This window comes from Prosthecobacter fluviatilis, assembly GCF_055388355.1.
Window position 1 is genome coordinate 2,965,400 of sequence record NZ_AP043782.1, and the last position, 17,001, is coordinate 2,982,400.

Sequence of the window (17,001 nt, forward strand, 5' to 3'; positions counted from 1 at the left end):
GCGTGCGCTATGAGCACGCTGCTCATGATCCTGCCTGCCCATGCGGCGGACAGAACCAAGCTGAACAACACAACGAACCTGAACAACGCAGGGAGCTGGAGCGGCGGAGTGCCGGACCTCAGCAACACGGCGGTGTGGACCAATACCGTCACGGGGGCGAACACCTCGGTGCTCGGAGGAGATGTGAGCTGGCAGGGCATCCGAATCGCCGATCCTGGAGGTTTGGTCACGATTGGCGCTGGGAACACACTCACCCTGAGTTCCGGTCTGGCGGGCACCAGCATCGACATGAGCGCGGCCACGCAGGATCTCACCATCCAGTCGGGGCTGACGATCAAGACTGCGGTGGGCCAGCTGTGGAACATCGCCGCCGGGCGCACGCTGACACTGAACACCGGGCTTTTCACCCGAGGGACCGGAGCGACGCTGAATGTGCAGGGAGCTGGCACCGTGAAGGCGACGAACATGAGCAATGACGCCTATGGGCTCATTGGCACGTGGGCCACTTTTGGCACAGGCACCGCAGCGCGGTTTGCCACCCTAGATGGCAGCAGCAACATCATCGGCTACGCCAGCGGTACCGCAGCGGCCACGGCAGCGAGTGTCACCGACACGACAGGGGCGCTGAACTATGACGTGGCGGCGGTGGGGGCGATGGGAGCCGGGGTTTCTTTCAACACGCTGCGCTACACGGGGGCGGCAGGCACCATCACTGGAAATTTCACCGTCAACGGCATCCTGAATGCCGGCACGGGGGCGCTCACGCTGAGCGGCACGGTCAGCATCGGGGCCAGCGGGGAACTGGTGCTCACCAACGGGGACAGCAATGCGGCGCGCGACATCATCATTTCCGGTGTCATCAAGGATGGAGCGAGCGGCATCTCAAGCGTCACGAAGGGCGGACTGGGGAACGTGACCCTGTCTGGAGCGAACACTTACACGGGCATCACGAGCATTTCACGGGGCAAGGTCTCGCTGACGAGCACGGGCACACTGGGCTCCGCGAGCGGCGGCACGCGGCTGGGGCTGAGCGGCAGGCTTTCGCTGGCCGGAGGCGTGACGACGGCGGAGTCCATCTGGCTGGACGATGTGACGAATGCTTTCAGTGGTGGCACTTTGCTGGAAAACATCGGCACGAACACGCTGACCGGAGCCATTCGTCTGAGCAACAGCGTGCGCTGGCAGAGCTCTGGCACACTGAATGTGACTGGTGGCATCTCCACCACCGCCGGGAACTCCGGCACCTCCTTCGTGGTGCAGGCGGCAACGACGATGAACATCACCGGCAAACCCATGTCGCTGGGTGGCGGTGGCACCCTGTACATGGACAACGGGGGCAAGACCATCGTGCTCGGAGTGGTGGGCAGCACCTATGGAACCAATCAGCTGTATGCCGGGACACTGCAGACGAACGTCGCCAATGCGCTGAACACCACCGCCACCATCAACTTCAGCGTGAACTACGCCGCAGCGGCGTCCACCCTGAATCTGAATGGTTTTGATCAGAGCGCAGGTGCGATCAACACCAGCACCTACTCTGTGAGCGGCCTCTATGACCGCGTGGTCACCAGTGCGACGGCCGCCACGCTGACCACCGGGGTGAACAATGCCAGCACGACTTTCGACGGCAAGTTTACGGGAGCTGTTTCGGTGACGAAGACCGGGACAGGGACCTTCACGCTCAGCGGAGTGAGCACGACCACCGGTAATTTCACAGTGAACGGGGGCACGCTGAACCTGAACTTTGGACGCGCGACCGCCTCCCAGAGCGGAGCGGGAACGGTGAGCAACTATCTTCCGACTGCAGCGCCATTGACGCTGGGAGGAGGCATCTTTCAGCTCACTGGCAGAAGCAGCGGCACCGCCACGACTTTGACGGGTGCCAGTTGGGCGGCCAACAGCGACATCATCACCGTCGCATCCACGGCGGGACTGGCACCGGGGCAACTCGTTTCGAATGCCAACTTTGCCGCAGGCGCCTATGTGGTCAGCGTGCAGAGCGCGACCGTGTTCATCATCAGTGCCGCGCCGACTGTGGCAGGCTCTGCTGCGACCATCACTGCGACAACGAACAGCTACACCACCTCCCAGACATTTTCCGGCCTCACGCTCAATGCCGGAGCCTCGGGTGTGACTGTCACCCTGCCGGCCAATGGGTCTGACGGGACGGTACTGAACCTCGGGGCCATCACGCAGAATGCGGGAGCCACGGTGAACTTCACGCTGCCGACGGGCACTCAGAGTGCGACAAACGGGATCACAACAAACACGACCAACACGAACGGCATTTTGGGAGGCTGGGCACGGGTGGGGAATGCCTGGGCAACCAACAGCACGAACGCAACGGGTGGCAATATTGTGGCGCTGACGAGCTACACGGATGTAAACAGGCTCGGCGGAACGATCAGCTCCAATGCTGCAGCGAATGTGCGCATCATTGATGCGGGTGCGAGCGGCAGCATGACGCCGGGTGCGGCAGGAACCACGGACATCAACACACTGCTGCAAACCGCGACTGCTGGCACTGCCACGTATGATCCGGGGAGCACGGATGTTTTGCGGCTCGGCGCGGCAGGCGGCATCATGGTGGCAAGCAACGCGGGTGCGCTGACGATCGGTGCCAGTGCGAACGACGGCATTCTCACCGCCGGTGGTGCCACTGACACAGCAGGCACGCTTTACCTGACGAACAACCACACCACGAACCTGCTGACGGTGAATTCCACCGTCAAAGACAACGGGAGCGGCGTTGTGGGTGTCACCACGTCGGGTGCAGGCATCATTGTTCTGGCCGGCACGAACACCTACACCGGGCGGACCGTGGTGGGTGGCGGGACGCTGCGGATTTCGAGCGAGCAGAATCTGGGGAATGGCCCGGCGAGCTTTGCCGCAGACCAGCTGACGCTTGCGGGTGGCACGCTGAACACCACCGCCGACTTCAGCATTGATGACAGCACGCGCGGCATCACACTCACTGCAGCGGGCGGCACCCTTTCGGTCAACAGCTCCACCACTTTAACCGTGGCCAATGTCATCGCAGGCCCCGGAAGCCTGACACAATCTGGCGCCGGAACGCTGGCACTGACCGCCGCGAACACCTTTTCCGGGGCAACGTTTGCGAATGCAGGCACTCTGGCGCTGGGAAATGTCAACGCCTTGCAAAACAGCACACTGACCACCGCGACGGCAGGGAATGTGACTTTCACGGTTGGCGGTGCGAACACGTACAACATCGGCGGCCTGGCAGGCAATGATACGATGGCCATGGGAGCGAACACGCTGAGTGTCGGGGCCAACAACGAGACAAGCATTTTCACCGGTGTTTTGACCGGCACGGGCGGCCTGGTGAAAGTGGGCGCGGGCACACTGAACCTGACCGGCGTCAACACCTACAGCGGTGACACGCGCATCGAAGGCGGGATGATCGTGCTGGCGAATGCCAACGCGCTGCAGAACAGCACGCTGGACACCGGCAGCGCCGGCACACAAAGCGCCAACCTCACGCTGGGAGAAGGCACCACGTACAACATTGGCGGTCTGAAGGGCAGTGCGAACTTTGATCTCGCGGTCTCCAATCTCAGCGTGGGCGCCAACAACCAGAGCACGACTTTTTACGGTGTGCTGCAGGGGGCATTCAACAACAACGTCATCAAGGTGGGCAGCGGCACCCTCACGCTGGCAGGCAACAACACGTACATCGGCACCACGACCGTCAGCGCGGGGCGGCTCGATCTGGGTGGCAGCAATCTATCCAGCATCACGGTGCTGGCAGGGGCCGAACTCGGCGGAGAAGGAAGCACGTCAGGAAACATCATCTTCCAGGGCAGCACACACACCCTGACCATTGATGCGGGGACTGCAGCAGCGCTGGGTGCCACCGGAGCGGGGAAACTGGACGTCAGCGCACTGGGAGTGGGCGGATTCACGATCAACATCACCGGCAACGGTGTTGGAACGATCAAAGTGCTCACTTATGGGAGCGGCGGTTTTATTGGCGATGTGAACCGGTTTTCGCTGGGCACCAGCACCGTCAGTGCGCATGGAGGCGGCACTTTCATCAACAACGGCATCGATGCGATCACTGTGGATCTGGGGTATGTGGTCAACACCTGGGTGGGCGGTGACAGCACCCACCCCACGTTCTGGGACGTCGGCACCACGGGCAACTGGGCCAACAGCAAAGACAGTGTCTTTCAAAATGGTGACAGTGTGATCTTTGCCGACGGAGCCTCAAGCCTGACGCCGATCCTGCAATCTGACATCAGCGTGGATGCCGTCACGTTCAGCAACAGCACAGGGACGGATTACACGGTGAGTTCGGTGGCGGCCCAGATTCTCACGACTGCCAATGGCATCGCGGTGAATGGCTCGGGCAATGTCACGATTAACAGCGTGGTCGTGGGCGGCGGTGGCCTGACACTGGTGGGCACGGGAACGACGACTCTGACGGCTGCGAACAGCTTCACTGGGACGATTCTTATCACCGGAGGCACACTGCGCATCAGCGACGAGACGAGCCTCGGAGCCGCGCCAAGCGTCTTCACGGCGGGTCAGCTCACTCTGAACGGAACCGGGGCCAGCCTGATGGCGGCAGCCAATCTGACGATCAACGACACGAACCGGGGCATCATGCTGGGCAGCAATGGAGGAACCCTCGGCGCGGATTCGGGCTTCACACTCACGATGGCGAATGTGATCAGCGGGGCCGGTGGTCTGAGAATCGGCGGTGCGGGGACCGTGAGCCTGACAGCGACGAACACCTACACGGGGCTGACGACCGTGAACACTGGCACGCTGGAACTGCGCAATGTGAGCGGTGGCAATGCCATCGCCGGGGATGGGGTGGCCGGGACGAATGACATCCAGGTGAATACAGCCGGCACCCTGAAGCTGGGCGCAGCCAATCAGATCGCGGATGATGCGATCGTGGTGCTGAACGGCGGCATCTGGAATCTTGGAGGCTTCAATGAAACGATCCGAAGCCTGACGGGGACTGTCGTGACGACGATTCCCAGCCTGAACCTCGGCGGAGGGACGCTCACGCTGAACCGGATTGACTGGGACAACACGGTCTCAGTGAACAGCAAGGCGCTGGGAGACGCGGGCACGCTGCGATTTGTGGCCAACGGCGCCACGCAGCCGGTGTTTGAGACGAACTATCTGGGGACCCTGGGTGTGACGCCGGGGATATGGATTGACGCTGCGAGCCTGAGCTTCCGCGCGGGAACCTATGGCACCACGCTCAACGGCAAGGTGACGGGGACTGGCAAGCTGATCTTTGACGGCACCGGGGGGGCTGGCGGCCTGACCCTGACGAACGCGACCAATGACTACTCCGGCGGGACTCAGTGGATTGCGGACACCGGCGTGAACGGGGCGTGGGACCTGTTCACTGTCAGCGCCAGCGGAGCGCTGGGCAGCGGGGATGTGACCCTGCAGGGCGGAAACCAAAACACGTGGGTGGCGGGATTCTCCGGCACTCCGACCTCCTTCGGCTTCAGCGGAAACACGACCCAGGCGAACCGCTTTATTCTCAGCGGAGATGCCACCATCTCGGCCGGCAATACTGCGACTGCCTCTGCGACAGGGGACAAGGTGAATCTGACGGGAGACTTTAACCTCGGCAGCTACACGCTGTACGTGCGCGGCGCTGGCACCGGCACCTTGAGCGGCACGATTTCCGGCACAGGGGGCATCACCAAGATCGACACTCCGGGAACATGGGTGCTGAGCGGCAACAACACCTACACAGGCGCGACCAACGTGAAGGCCGGGCAGCTGCAGGTGGGCAGCAACGGCGCAGGCCGGACCGGCACGGGAGACGTGACGGTGCAGAGCGGTGCCACTCTCTATGGCACGGGGGTGGTGCAGGGGCCAAACTTTACAGCGGCAAGCGGGTCCACGGTGCAGGCGGGAGACAGCACGGCAGCGGGTTCATTTGGCACCCTCAATTTCACGCCTGTCACAGGTGGCGGAACGCAGAGCCTGGCGGGGCAGGTCATTCTGGATATTGGCACGGCCAACAACACCGGCAGCGTGGATCCAACCTTTGGAGGAAACGCGGTGGGCAGCGTCGGCTACATCACGTATGTGAACGATGTCAGCCGCTCCCAGGGACTGGGCAGCGGGAATCATGACCTGCTTTCCTTCAAGACTGCTGGTGATACCACGGGCTACAATCTGACGGTCTCCGGAACTTTGGTGGTCCGCAGCAGCGGCTTCAGCGCCGCGCTTGGCCAAGTTTACAACCTCGTTGACTGGACCGGTGTGGTGATCACAGACTTTACCGGTTTTGATGTGGGGACCAACTATCGTGATGGCTCTGGGGATGATGCCAGCCAGTTCGACCTGCCGACGCTGAGCGGCGGACTGGTGTGGGATGTGAGCCAGTTCACCACCAGCGGGATCATCGTTGTGGTGCCCGAGCCGGGGCGGTCGGTGCTGCTGCTGCTGGGGTTTGTGGCGCTGGTTTCGAGACGTAGACGTGGGCCTATGCGGGTGCTGGATTGAATTTCGCAGGCCGGATGACGGGGGAAGTAGGAAGTGCATTCTTCACCCCGCGAAAGCGGTAGCTCCGATGCAGGCTTGCGCCTTGCATCTGCGCGACCGCACTCCAAAGCCCTGGCGCGTTGCTCTATTGTCCTCGGCCTGTGGTTAGCAAGCTCCATAATGAAGCGAATGGAAGGACTGCACTGTCTGAGGACGTAGTAAGAGCTCCATGCTTCGTGTCTTTGTACAGTTTGTGGTTCTGATGGTCTCCGGCAGTGTGTCCGCTGCGGAGCATTGGTCGTTTCAGCCGCTGCGGCCGACGGCAGGGGGAAGCATTGATGAGTTTGTGAAGCGCAAGCTGGTGGAGAAGGGACTGAAGCCTTCGCCGCGGGCGGATGAGCGTACGTTGATCCGCCGGGCCAGCTTTGACCTGACGGGGCTGCCGCCTGCGGGAGAGCATGAGGGGGATTTTTCGCAATACGTGGACAGGCTGCTGGCATCGCCGCAGTATGGGGAGCAGTGGGCCCGGCACTGGCTGGATGTGGCGCGGTATTCGGACATGAAGGGGTATGATTATGCCCGTGAGGAAAAACGCTGGGTGCATGCCACGGCGTATCGAGACTGGGTGGTACGGTCATTGAACGATGACATGCCGTATGACCGCTTCTTGCTGCTGCAGATGGCGGCGGACCAGGTGGCGCCAGCGGGCTCGGCGGATTTGGCGGCGATGGGATTTCTCACGCTGGGGCGGCGCTTTCTAGGTGTATCGCACGACATCATTGATGACCGGATTGATGTGGTGACGCGTGGCACGCTGGGGCTGACCGTGGCGTGCGCGCGCTGCCATGATCATAAGTTTGATCCCATTCCCACGCGGGACTACTATGCGCTGTATGGGGTGTTTCAAAGCTGCGCGGAGGCGGTGGTGCCGTGCGCCAAGGGGGAAGATGCGAAACTGACGGAACTGGTGAAGAAGAATCAGGATCTCATGACGAAGCGGCGCGAGGAGCAGATGGCGCGCACGCGGGCGCGAGTGAAGGACTACCAGAAGGCGCTGACGGAGCTGGAGAAATATCCCGAGCAGGGCTTTGACCAAATCATTGACGAGAAGGACCTCAATCCTTTCATCGTGCATCGCTGGAAGGCGTGGGTGGAGGCGCATCCTGGAGTCGAGCTGACGGATGAAGTGCTCAAGAGGCCTGATTCACCGGCTTATGTGCCTGACGAGCACATCACGAACAATGAGATGTATTTTCCCACGGGTGTCATCACCGAGCTGTGGAAGTCGCAGGGCGAGGTGGATCGTTATCTACTCAACAACCGCACTGCGCCGGAGCATGCCACGGTGCTGGTGGACCGCGCGCTGCCGAGCACACCGCGTGTGCTGCTGCGCGGGAATCCGCTGACGAAGGGGGATGCGGTGCCGAGGCAGTTTTTGAGTTTGTTTGGCAAGCAGCAGCCTTTCACTCAAGGGAGCGGGAGGCTGGAGCTTGCGAAGGCGATTATAGACCCGCGCAATCCGCTGACGGCGCGGGTGATGGTGAACCGCATCTGGCAGCACCACTTTGGACGCGGGCTGGTGAGCACGCCGAGCGACTTTGGCAAGCAGGGCACAGAGCCGAGCCACCCCGAACTGCTCGACTGGCTGGCGCAGCGTTTCATTGACTCGGGGTGGAGCATCAAGGCGATGCACCGGCTGATCATGATGTCGGAGACGTATCAGCAGAGCAGCGGCGGCGGGGCGGTGGATCCGGCGCATCCTGATCCGGACAACCGGCTGCTGTGGCGCATGAACCCGCACAGGCTCAGCTTTGAGGAGGCGCGTGATGCGTGGCTGACGGCGGCAGGGCGGCTGAGCCTGGAGGTGGGCGGTGCTCCCCTGCCCTTGTTTGCGGCGGACAATCAACGGCGGACGCTCTACACGCTGGTGGATCGTGAAAATGTGCCGGCGGTGATGCGCACCTTTGACTTTGCCAATCCGGATCTTTCGATCCCGCAGCGCACGGAGACTACTGTGCCGCAGCAGGCGCTGTTTGGGATGAACCATCCGTTTGTGGTGCAGCAGGCGAAGGCGCTGCTGGGGCGTGCGGATGTCAAAGGGGCTGATGCAGCGGGGCGTGTGAGGCGCATCTATGGGCATCTTTTTCAACGAGCGCCGAGGGCGGATGAAATGGAGCAGGCGCTGCGCTTTGTGCAGGAGGATGAGCCACGGGTCATCGTGCAGGCGGACCACTCGAAGGCGTGGCAGTATGGTGTGGGAGAGTGGGATGAGAGCACCGGCAGGGTGAAGGAATTCAAGCCGCTGCCGCACTTCACGGGCAGCGCGTGGCAGGGCGATGAGGCATGGCCGAATGCGAAGCTGGGATGGGCGCAACTCACAGCGACGGGAGGGCATCCGGGGAACGACCGGAAGCATGCGGTGGTGAGGCGATGGACCGCGCCTGCGGATGGCACTTATGCGGTGAAGTCCACGCTGGTGCATGAGCCGGCTCCGGGTGATGGCATCCGCTCCTTCATCAGCCACAGCGAGCAGGGCCGCCTGCATGCGGGGAGGCTGCATCAAGGCAAGGCAGAGCTGAACTTTGACACGCTGGCTTTCAAAGCGGGTGAGACGCTCGACTTTGTGGTGGACATTGGCGAGGTGCTGAACAGCGACCAGTTTTTGTGGTCGATGCGGATTCAGCAGAGCGGCAACGTGGGTGCGGGTGGTGATGATGCGCCTGCGCAAACCTGGGATGCTGAAAAGGATTTTGCCGCGCAGCCTCGCTCGCAGCTCAACAACTGGGAGCAGCTGGTGCAGGTGCTGATGCTGGCGAACGAATTTATGTTTGTGGACTGATATGAACACACCTCTCACGCGCCGAGATTTTTTACGCCGTTCCGGCATGGGGATGGGCATGCTGGGACTGGCAGACCTGCATGCGGCCGCAAGCAACACGAGCAAACCTCATTTTGCGCCGAAGGCGAAGCGGGTGATTCATTTCTTTCTCAATGGCGGGCCGTCGCATGTGGACACGTTTGATTACAAACCGGCGCTGGCGCGGTATGAGGGCAAGGCAGTGCCGAGCCACCGGCTGACGGAGAGGAAGACGGGCGCGGCGTTTCCTTCGCCTTTCAAGTTTCAACGTTATGGGCAGAGCGGCATCGAGGTGAGCGAATTGTTCGCGAAGACGGCGGCGCATATTGATGACATCGCAGTGATCCGGTCCATGCAGGCGCAGGTGCCGAACCATGAGCCGTCGCTGATGCTCATGAACTGCGGCGACTCGGTGCAGCCGAGGCCGAGCCTGGGGTCGTGGCTGACGTACGGGCTGGGCAGCGCGAATGAGAACCTGCCGGGGTTCATCGCGATGTGTCCGGGCGGCATGCCGATCAAGGGAGCTGAGAACTGGCAGTCGGCGTTTTTGCCGGGGGCGTTTCAAGGCACGTATGTGGACTCGAAGCACCAGCAGGTGGATCGTTTGATCGAAAACATCCGCAGCCCGCATGCGGACACGCGGGTGCAGATGCGGCAACTGGAGCTGATGCGGAGCATCAATGAGGCGCACCGGCAGGATCGTGGTGATCCACGGCTGGAGGCGCGCATCCAGAGCTTTGAGCTGGCTTTCCGCATGCAGATGGAGGCGGCGGATGCGTTTGATGTGACGCAGGAGCCGGCGCACATCCGTGCGATGTATGGCGAAGGGGTGCATGGGCGGCAGACTCTCATCGCCCGGCGGCTGCTGGAGCGCGGGGTGCGGATGGTGCAACTCTGGCATGGCGCGGGGCAGCCGTGGGACAACCATGACAACATCGAGACGAATCACCGCAGACTTGCGGGAGAGATTGATCAGCCGATCGCGGCGCTGCTGCATGACCTCAAGCAACGTGGGATGCTGGAAGACACGCTGATCATCTGGGGTGGTGAATTTGGCCGGACGCCCACGGTGGAGCTGAGCGGCGGGAAGTCGAAACTGGGCCGGGACCACAATCACTATGGATTCAGCGTGTGGATGGCGGGTGGTGGTGTGAAAGGCGGCACCGTTTATGGCAGCACGGATGAGCTTGGCTTTGCGGCGGAGCAGAATCCCGTGAGCGTGCATGACCTGCATGCGACCATTTTGCATCTGCTGGGGGTGAACCATGAGGAACTGACGTATCGCTATGCGGGGCGGGATTTCCGGCTGACGGATGTGCATGGGGAAGTGCTGCGGAGAGTTTTGGCCTGAAGCGCCAAGTTCAAACGAAGGAAATCAGAGGTGGTTTTAATGCTTCCCGTGTTGATTTAACGGAGCTCCTGCGAATCCTTGGCATGCATGGGACTTCACCTTACTCTTGCCGCCATTGTCTTTTCCAGCGTGCTGACGCTGCAGGCTGAGGAAGCTGCCCATCCTGCTTCGCGGGAGGAGGTTCTGGTGGGAGGGAGGATCATCAAGCTGCCTGCCCCTGTGGGATATCAGCGCATCGATGGACTGAATCCCGAGTCTGACCGCATGGTGGAGGAAATGCTGCACGCTGCCAACCGTTACCTGGCACGATTTCACCCGACGAAGGATGATGGAACCAAGCTGGACCGCAGTTTTAATGCCCAGGTGCTGCGGAGAGTGGAGAACCAGGAAATCGGGGAGCGCACGTTTGGAGACCTCAAGCAGCAGACCAAAGCGGAGATTGAGAAATCGCAGGAAGCCATACAGCAGGAGATCGCCAAAATCAGCGGCAAGGCGGAGAAGGCCCTGAAGAATGCAACTGATGCCGATGCAGCACTCAGCCTGAGCGATGTGGCCATCCTTGGCTGCTTTGAAGACTCTGCCAGCAGTCTGGGATTCACGATGGCGCTGAACATCGCAGCCAAAACCGGCACTCAATCCACCAAGGACAAAGTCGTGGTGAGCAGCATGATCGTGCCAGTGAACGGACGCCTGATCTACCTGAATGCGAATGCTGACTTTCACTCGGAAGCCGACCGCTTCTGGACCCAACAGGCAGTGACGGCGTGGCGGGATGCAGTGGTGGCGGCCAATCCACGCGTGGCGGGTCCGGCTGCTGGAGGGCTGGATTTTACGAGCCTTGGCCGCTCTGGCGTGATTGGTGGTGTGATTGGTGGTGTGGCGGCGGCAGTTGCGATGCTTTTCAAAAAGAAGAAGCAGGCGTGAGGCCAAGGGCCGTTGCCGCTGGTCAAGGTGCCTTCAGGTAGGATATGAGATCTGCCATCTGCTGGGGTGTGATGGCGGCTTCGAGGCCTTCGGGCATGAGGGAGATGCCGGGGCTGGTGAGGGATTTGATCTCGCTGCGGAGGACTGTGTCGGTGCCGCCGTCGGCGCGTTTGAGAGTGAGGTTGCCGGCGGTTTCGCTGGTGATGAGGCCGGAGAGGGTGCGGCCGTCGTTGGTTTCGACGATGTAGAGCGCGAAGTTGGGCGAGACTTCGCGGTTGGGGTCGAGGACGTTGGTGAGGATTTGTTCGGCGGTCCAGGCTTTGATGGTGCCGAGATTGGGGCCGACGTCGTTGCCGCGATCGAGATGGCGGTGGCAGACCATGCAGAGGTTTTCGTAGATTTTGGCGCCGTTGGTGGGGGAGCCGGTGAGAAGCGGTGTTTTGGGTGTGGCGGAGGCTTCACTGCGGGCAGGATTGCCCGCGCTACTGCCGAACATGGCGGCTGCGTATTTGTCGATGACGGCTTTTCGGTTTGATGAGGAGGCGTCGCCGAGGAGTTTGGTGATGCGTTCGGCGAGTGCGGGTGTTTTCTGGCGGCCGAGCGTGGCTTTGGTGGCGACGCTGAGCTGGGATGGGAGGATTTTTTTGGCTTCGATGGCGTCAAGGAGTTTGGCGATGCGGTCGGTGCGTGAGAGGAGGAGGGTGGCGGCTTTGTCGCGGAGGGTGGGTGTGAGCTTGGGCCAGGCGGTGATGAGGATGTCGGCGACGTCGGGGTCTTGGGAAGAACGAAGTGCTTCAATCGCAGCAAGCTGGAGTTCGGCGGGCTGGGTGGGGACCAGACATTTCAGGATGAGCGGCTCCAGCTTTTGCAATGGCTCGAACAAGGACAGCATGCGCAGAGCCTTGATCTTGCCTGCCTCACTTGATGAGGGCTGGTCGAGAACTTGGTGCGACTCTGCTTGCCAGCGGGTTACATACTCCCGGCTGCTTTGGGTGTATTCTGGCTCCTGGCCTGCCAGCAGTTCTGTGGCTGTTCTGCCTGATGCGATCATGCCTTCTGCAATCGCTAGTATGACCTGCCGTTTTTGATCATCTGAGAGAAGTTTGTGAGAGGCAACTTGTTCGCAGCAGTCCGACGGCGTCATTTTCCACCCTTGGCGAGCAATCATCTCTCCTGCTGAAGCGAGCAGATGGATTTGAGCTGGCTGCAGCGAGCCATGCCCGAGCAGGCCATTAAACAATTCTACACTGTTATGCCCACGGGAACTTAGAAGAGCTGCTTCAAGCCATGGATCGCCTGCGTCGTAAAGAGCGATGTCCGTCACACCCATCACTGGAGGCGGGCCTGACCACAAGCCGGGCTTTAAACCACCGAGAGCAAACGCGGTTTCTAACCGCACCAGTTTGGACAGATCGTGTCGCATGCCCTTGATCTCATCTACTGCGGACCAACCTTCGCTGATGGCATAGGCTTCGACGCTCTGCGCTCGGACTCTTGCGTCGGAGTCGTGAAGGGCGTTTTGGAGGAGTTTTCGACGATCTTCATCAATCCGCCAATCCGGCTTTATCTCCCAACCATTTGCATCAGGATAGGTTCCCTTAAGCTTCTGCTGCCGGTCTTCGGCTAGCTGCCCTTTTGGCTTCAATACAATCGCCAGAACCGACCGTAATGCTGTGAGCCGTCCTAGCGCACTCCCCACACTCACAAGAATCCTCAGCGGCTCTGCTGCCGCCTTGTCCTGCCGCTCAAAAAGCAGTCGCTGGGCGGTTTCGCGGTGCCAAGCGTTGGGGTGGTCGAGGAGGAAGACGAGGTCGGGGGTAGTGAAGGTGCTGAGTTTGGGGGTGGGGCGGGTTTTGAAGGATGCAGGCGCGAGGCGGTAGAGGCGGCCTTTGTCGCGGCCGCGGAGGAGATCGACGGCGGTGTGGATGTCGTCGGGGATGCTCCAGGGGTGCTCGATGACTTCGCGGTACATGTCGCAGACGGTGAGGCAGCCGTCGGGGGCGTTGGTGAAATTGACGGGGCGAGACCAGAGGTCGTCGCTGGTGCAGAAGTTTTTATTTCCGTCCACCTGCACGGCTTTGAAGGTGACACCGTCTGGGACGAGCTTCATGCGGTAGAAGAGATTGCCGGCGACGTCGGCGACAAATGCGAAGTCGCGATACTCGGGCGGGTAGGCATCGCCACGATAGACGGTGATGCCGGCGGAGGAGGTGACGACGCCTGCGCCGACGAGTTCGCTCTTGGGCAGGGTGCTGCCTTCCTGCACCCAGCGTTTGGCGCGGAACTCGCGCCAGGGCTCGGGCGGGCTGGTGCGATAGACGGGGAGCTGATCGCCGGCCTCGGCGCAGTCATTGAGGGCGCTGGGGACGACGAGATAGGGATTGCGGGCGAGGTAGCGGTAGGGCAGGACGACGTGCTGGCAGGGATTGCGGATGTTGCATAGGAAGCGGTTGCCCCAGTCGTCGAAGGTGTTGCCGAAGCGTGCGCCGCCGCTTTCGAGGCGGACATCTCCAGTGGAGGGATCGAAGCTGAAGTCGTTGCGCTTGATGGGGAGCGATTTGAAATCGGCAGGCATGGGCATGACGGATTCGCTGCCGGGGACGCGCTGGATTTCGCCGCCATTGCTGCCACCGGCGATGTAGATGCGGTGGTCGAGGCCCCAGATGGGGTTGTTCATCACGGCCTGGACGTTGAGCTTTTTGAAGCCGGTGAAGACGCGCTGGCGGACATCGGCAACGCCGTCGCCATTGGTGTCCTTGAGGTACCAGACGTCGGGGGTGGCAGTGACGAAGATGCCGCCTTTCCAGCAGGCGGCGCCGGTGGGCCAGGAGAGGCCCTCTGCGAAGATGGTGGCTTTGTCGAAGGTGCCGTCTCCATCGGTGTCGGTGAGGAGGCGGACTTTGCCGATGGCCTGATCGGTGGGGTTTTCCTGGGCGTGCTTGTGATGCTCCTTGTCCGTGTAGGGGTAGTCGTTCATCTCACACACGTAGGCGCGGCCGTCCTCGTCATAGGTGATGGCGACGGGATCGGTGACGAGGGGCTCGGCGGCGATGAGCTGCATCTGGAAGCCGTCGAGGACGTGGAAGGTCTTGGCGGCGTTTTGCGGAGCGGTGGGCGGGGTGGTGGGGAATTTCAGCGCATCAGCGGACCTGACGGTGAGAGGAGCCCAGAGAGTGAGAGCCAGCCAGATGATCATCGGACGTTGCATGCAGTTGAGGACGGCACGAAGCACGCCGTTCTTGCCTGCCAGAGATGCGCAGGAGCGCTTATTCGGCAGCGCCGGAGCTGTCCATGACGCACTGCACCCAGGTACAGACGGAGTCTCGGGAGAGTAAAGATGCCGCAACTGCGAGAAGCTGGCTGCGTCCGGCAGGTGGTAGGGGCCGTTTTCGCTCATGGTGTGATCCTCACCGGGGCAGTGCTGGAGGCCGAGCACGTGGCCGATCTCATGAGGGAGCCATTTGGTGATGGGGGCTGCGATCAGGGAGACGGAGCGGGTGCTCCACCACTTGGATGGGTCGAGATAGATGCGACCGCGGTCCAAGCTCCAGGGGAAGGAGGCGTGGCCCATGCAGCCGAGCTGACCGTTCCAAGACCTGCCCGGAGGAGTGCGAAAGCTGGTGGTGATGTCTGCGCGCTCTCCATCCTGGGCCTGGGCGAAGGTGAATACCCCGGCGGCCTCCCAGCTTTTGAAGCTTTCGTCAATTTCACGCCTGAGCTCTTCCACCGAGAGGCGCCCTGGAACGGGAGTGTCGGTATCGAGCTGCCAGGTGAGGTGTTTCTTGTTCCAGAGCTGGGGCTTGGTGTAGCTGACGGCCCTGGCGTAGCCGAAGGGTTTGGAGGACGTGCTGATCTGTTTGTGCTGCCAGACGACCTCGTGAAAAGCGCAGTTGCTGATCAAGAAGGCAGCCATGAGCCAAGCCTTAGCGAGAATGCATTTTTCTTCATGGTAGCTTGAGATTCCACAATTTTGCATCTCATCTTTGATACAAATTATCATATGTAAGAATTGCGGTGGTTATTCAGTGCCATGTCACGGTTTCGAGGCTCTTGCATCCCTGCCACGACTCGCCACACTGCCCGCCCTTTTCCCCGCCATGGCCTACATCAACGAAAACTACAACAAGCTCAAAGCCGGTTACCTCTTCCCTGAAATCGCCCGTCGCGTGAAGGTCTTCACAGAGGGCAACCCTGAAGCCGCCAAGCGCCTGATCCGCTGCGGGATCGGCGATGTGACCGAAGCGCTGCCCGAGGCCGTACGCGCGGCGATGCACAAGGCGGTGGACGAAATGGGCGACCGTGCGACCTTCCGCGGCTACGGCCCGGAGCAGGGCTATGACTTTCTGCGCAACGCGATCGCCGAGCACGACTTCAAGGCCCGTGGCATCCAGGTAGAGGCCGATGAGATTTTCATCTCCGACGGCAGCAAGTGCGACACCGGCAACATCCTGGACATCTTTGGTGCCGGGAACAAGATCGCGATCACGGACCCGGTGTACCCTGTGTATGTCGATACCAACGTGATGGCGGGCAACACGGGCGATGCCGATGAAAACGGCGCCTACGCTGGCCTGCACTACCTGAAATGCACGCCTGCGAATGGGTTCGTGCCGGAGATCCCGAGCGAGCCGGTGGACCTGGCCTACCTGTGCTACCCGAACAATCCGACAGGTGCAGTGGCCACGCGTGCGCAGCTCGAAGCCTGGGTGAAATACGCTCTGGCGAATGGCACGACTATCCTCTACGACGCCGCCTACGAGGCCTTCATCCGCGATCCGGAGCTGCCGCGCTCGATCTATGAGATCGAAGGCGCGCGCGACTGCGCCATTGAGTTCCGCAGTTTCTCGAAGAACGGCGGATTTACCGGCGTGCGCTGCGGGGTGGTGATCATTCCGAAGGGCCTCATGGGCAAGACCAAGGCCGGGGGCAAGCAGGCGATCCATCCGCTGTGGAGCCGCCGCCACAGCACGAAATTCAACGGCACGAGCTACATCGTCCAACGCGGTGCGGAGGCGATCTACTCAGCCGAAGGCAAGGCGCAGGTGAAGGCGCTGATCGAGCACTACATGGGCAATGCGGCGCTGCTGGTGGAGGCCTGCAAGAAGGCCGGACTGCAGGTGTATGGCGGCGTGAACGCCCCATATGTGTGGGTGGGCTGCCCGAACGGTCTGACGAGCTGGCAGATGTTCGACAAGATGCTGAACGAGGCGAATGTGGTGATCACCCCCGGCAGCGGCTTTGGCAGCGCGGGCGAGGGCTACTTCCGCATCAGCGCGTTCAACAGCCGCGCGAACGTGGAGGAAGTGTGCCGACGGATTGCGCAGCTGTAGTCCAAGACTCCTGATTTTGTTCCTGCGTGGAGCGAGCTGAAAAGCTCGCT

At 61.4% G+C, this 17,001-nt stretch carries 6 protein-coding genes; 5 read left to right on the top strand and 1 reads right to left on the bottom strand.

Going from position 1 to position 17,001, the window contains the following annotated elements; genetic code table 11:
- Positions 1-9 precede the first annotated feature (9 nt).
- The 4 genes from ACZ5WW_RS11400 to ACZ5WW_RS11415 all read left to right on the top strand — a co-directional run bounded on the left by ACZ5WW_RS11400 (position 10) and on the right by ACZ5WW_RS11415 (position 11,621).
- On the top strand, positions 10-6,510 hold the full coding sequence (locus ACZ5WW_RS11400) for an autotransporter-associated beta strand repeat-containing protein (RefSeq protein ID WP_377171126.1): 6,501 nt from the start codon (positions 10-12) through the stop codon (positions 6,508-6,510).
- A 208-nt stretch (positions 6,511-6,718) separates the two neighbouring features.
- The gene (locus ACZ5WW_RS11405) at positions 6,719-9,328 is read left to right on the top strand and encodes a DUF1549 and DUF1553 domain-containing protein (protein WP_377171124.1); all 2,610 of its coding nucleotides are present in this window, start codon (positions 6,719-6,721) and stop codon (positions 9,326-9,328) included.
- A 1-nt stretch (position 9,329) separates the two neighbouring features.
- Positions 9,330-10,697, top strand: a complete 1,368-nt coding sequence (locus tag ACZ5WW_RS11410) for a DUF1501 domain-containing protein (protein ID WP_377171122.1) — start codon at positions 9,330-9,332, stop codon at positions 10,695-10,697.
- A gap of 87 nt (positions 10,698-10,784) precedes the next feature.
- A complete protein-coding gene (locus ACZ5WW_RS11415; protein WP_377171119.1) occupies positions 10,785-11,621 on the top strand; it encodes an SF-assemblin family protein in 837 nt (278 codons plus the stop codon).
- Positions 11,622-11,643: 22 nt separating this feature from the next.
- On the opposite strand, the gene ACZ5WW_RS11420 is transcribed toward ACZ5WW_RS11415, so the two are convergent.
- Positions 11,644-15,534, bottom strand: a complete 3,891-nt coding sequence (locus ACZ5WW_RS11420; protein WP_377171117.1) for a PVC-type heme-binding CxxCH protein — start codon at positions 15,532-15,534, stop codon at positions 11,644-11,646.
- Positions 15,535-15,718: 184 nt separating this feature from the next.
- Here ACZ5WW_RS11420 and ACZ5WW_RS11425 point away from each other — a divergent pair, with 184 nt between their 5' ends.
- Positions 15,719-16,951, top strand: a complete 1,233-nt coding sequence (locus tag ACZ5WW_RS11425; RefSeq protein WP_377171115.1) for an LL-diaminopimelate aminotransferase — start codon at positions 15,719-15,721, stop codon at positions 16,949-16,951.
- Positions 16,952-17,001: the final 50 nt, after the last annotated feature.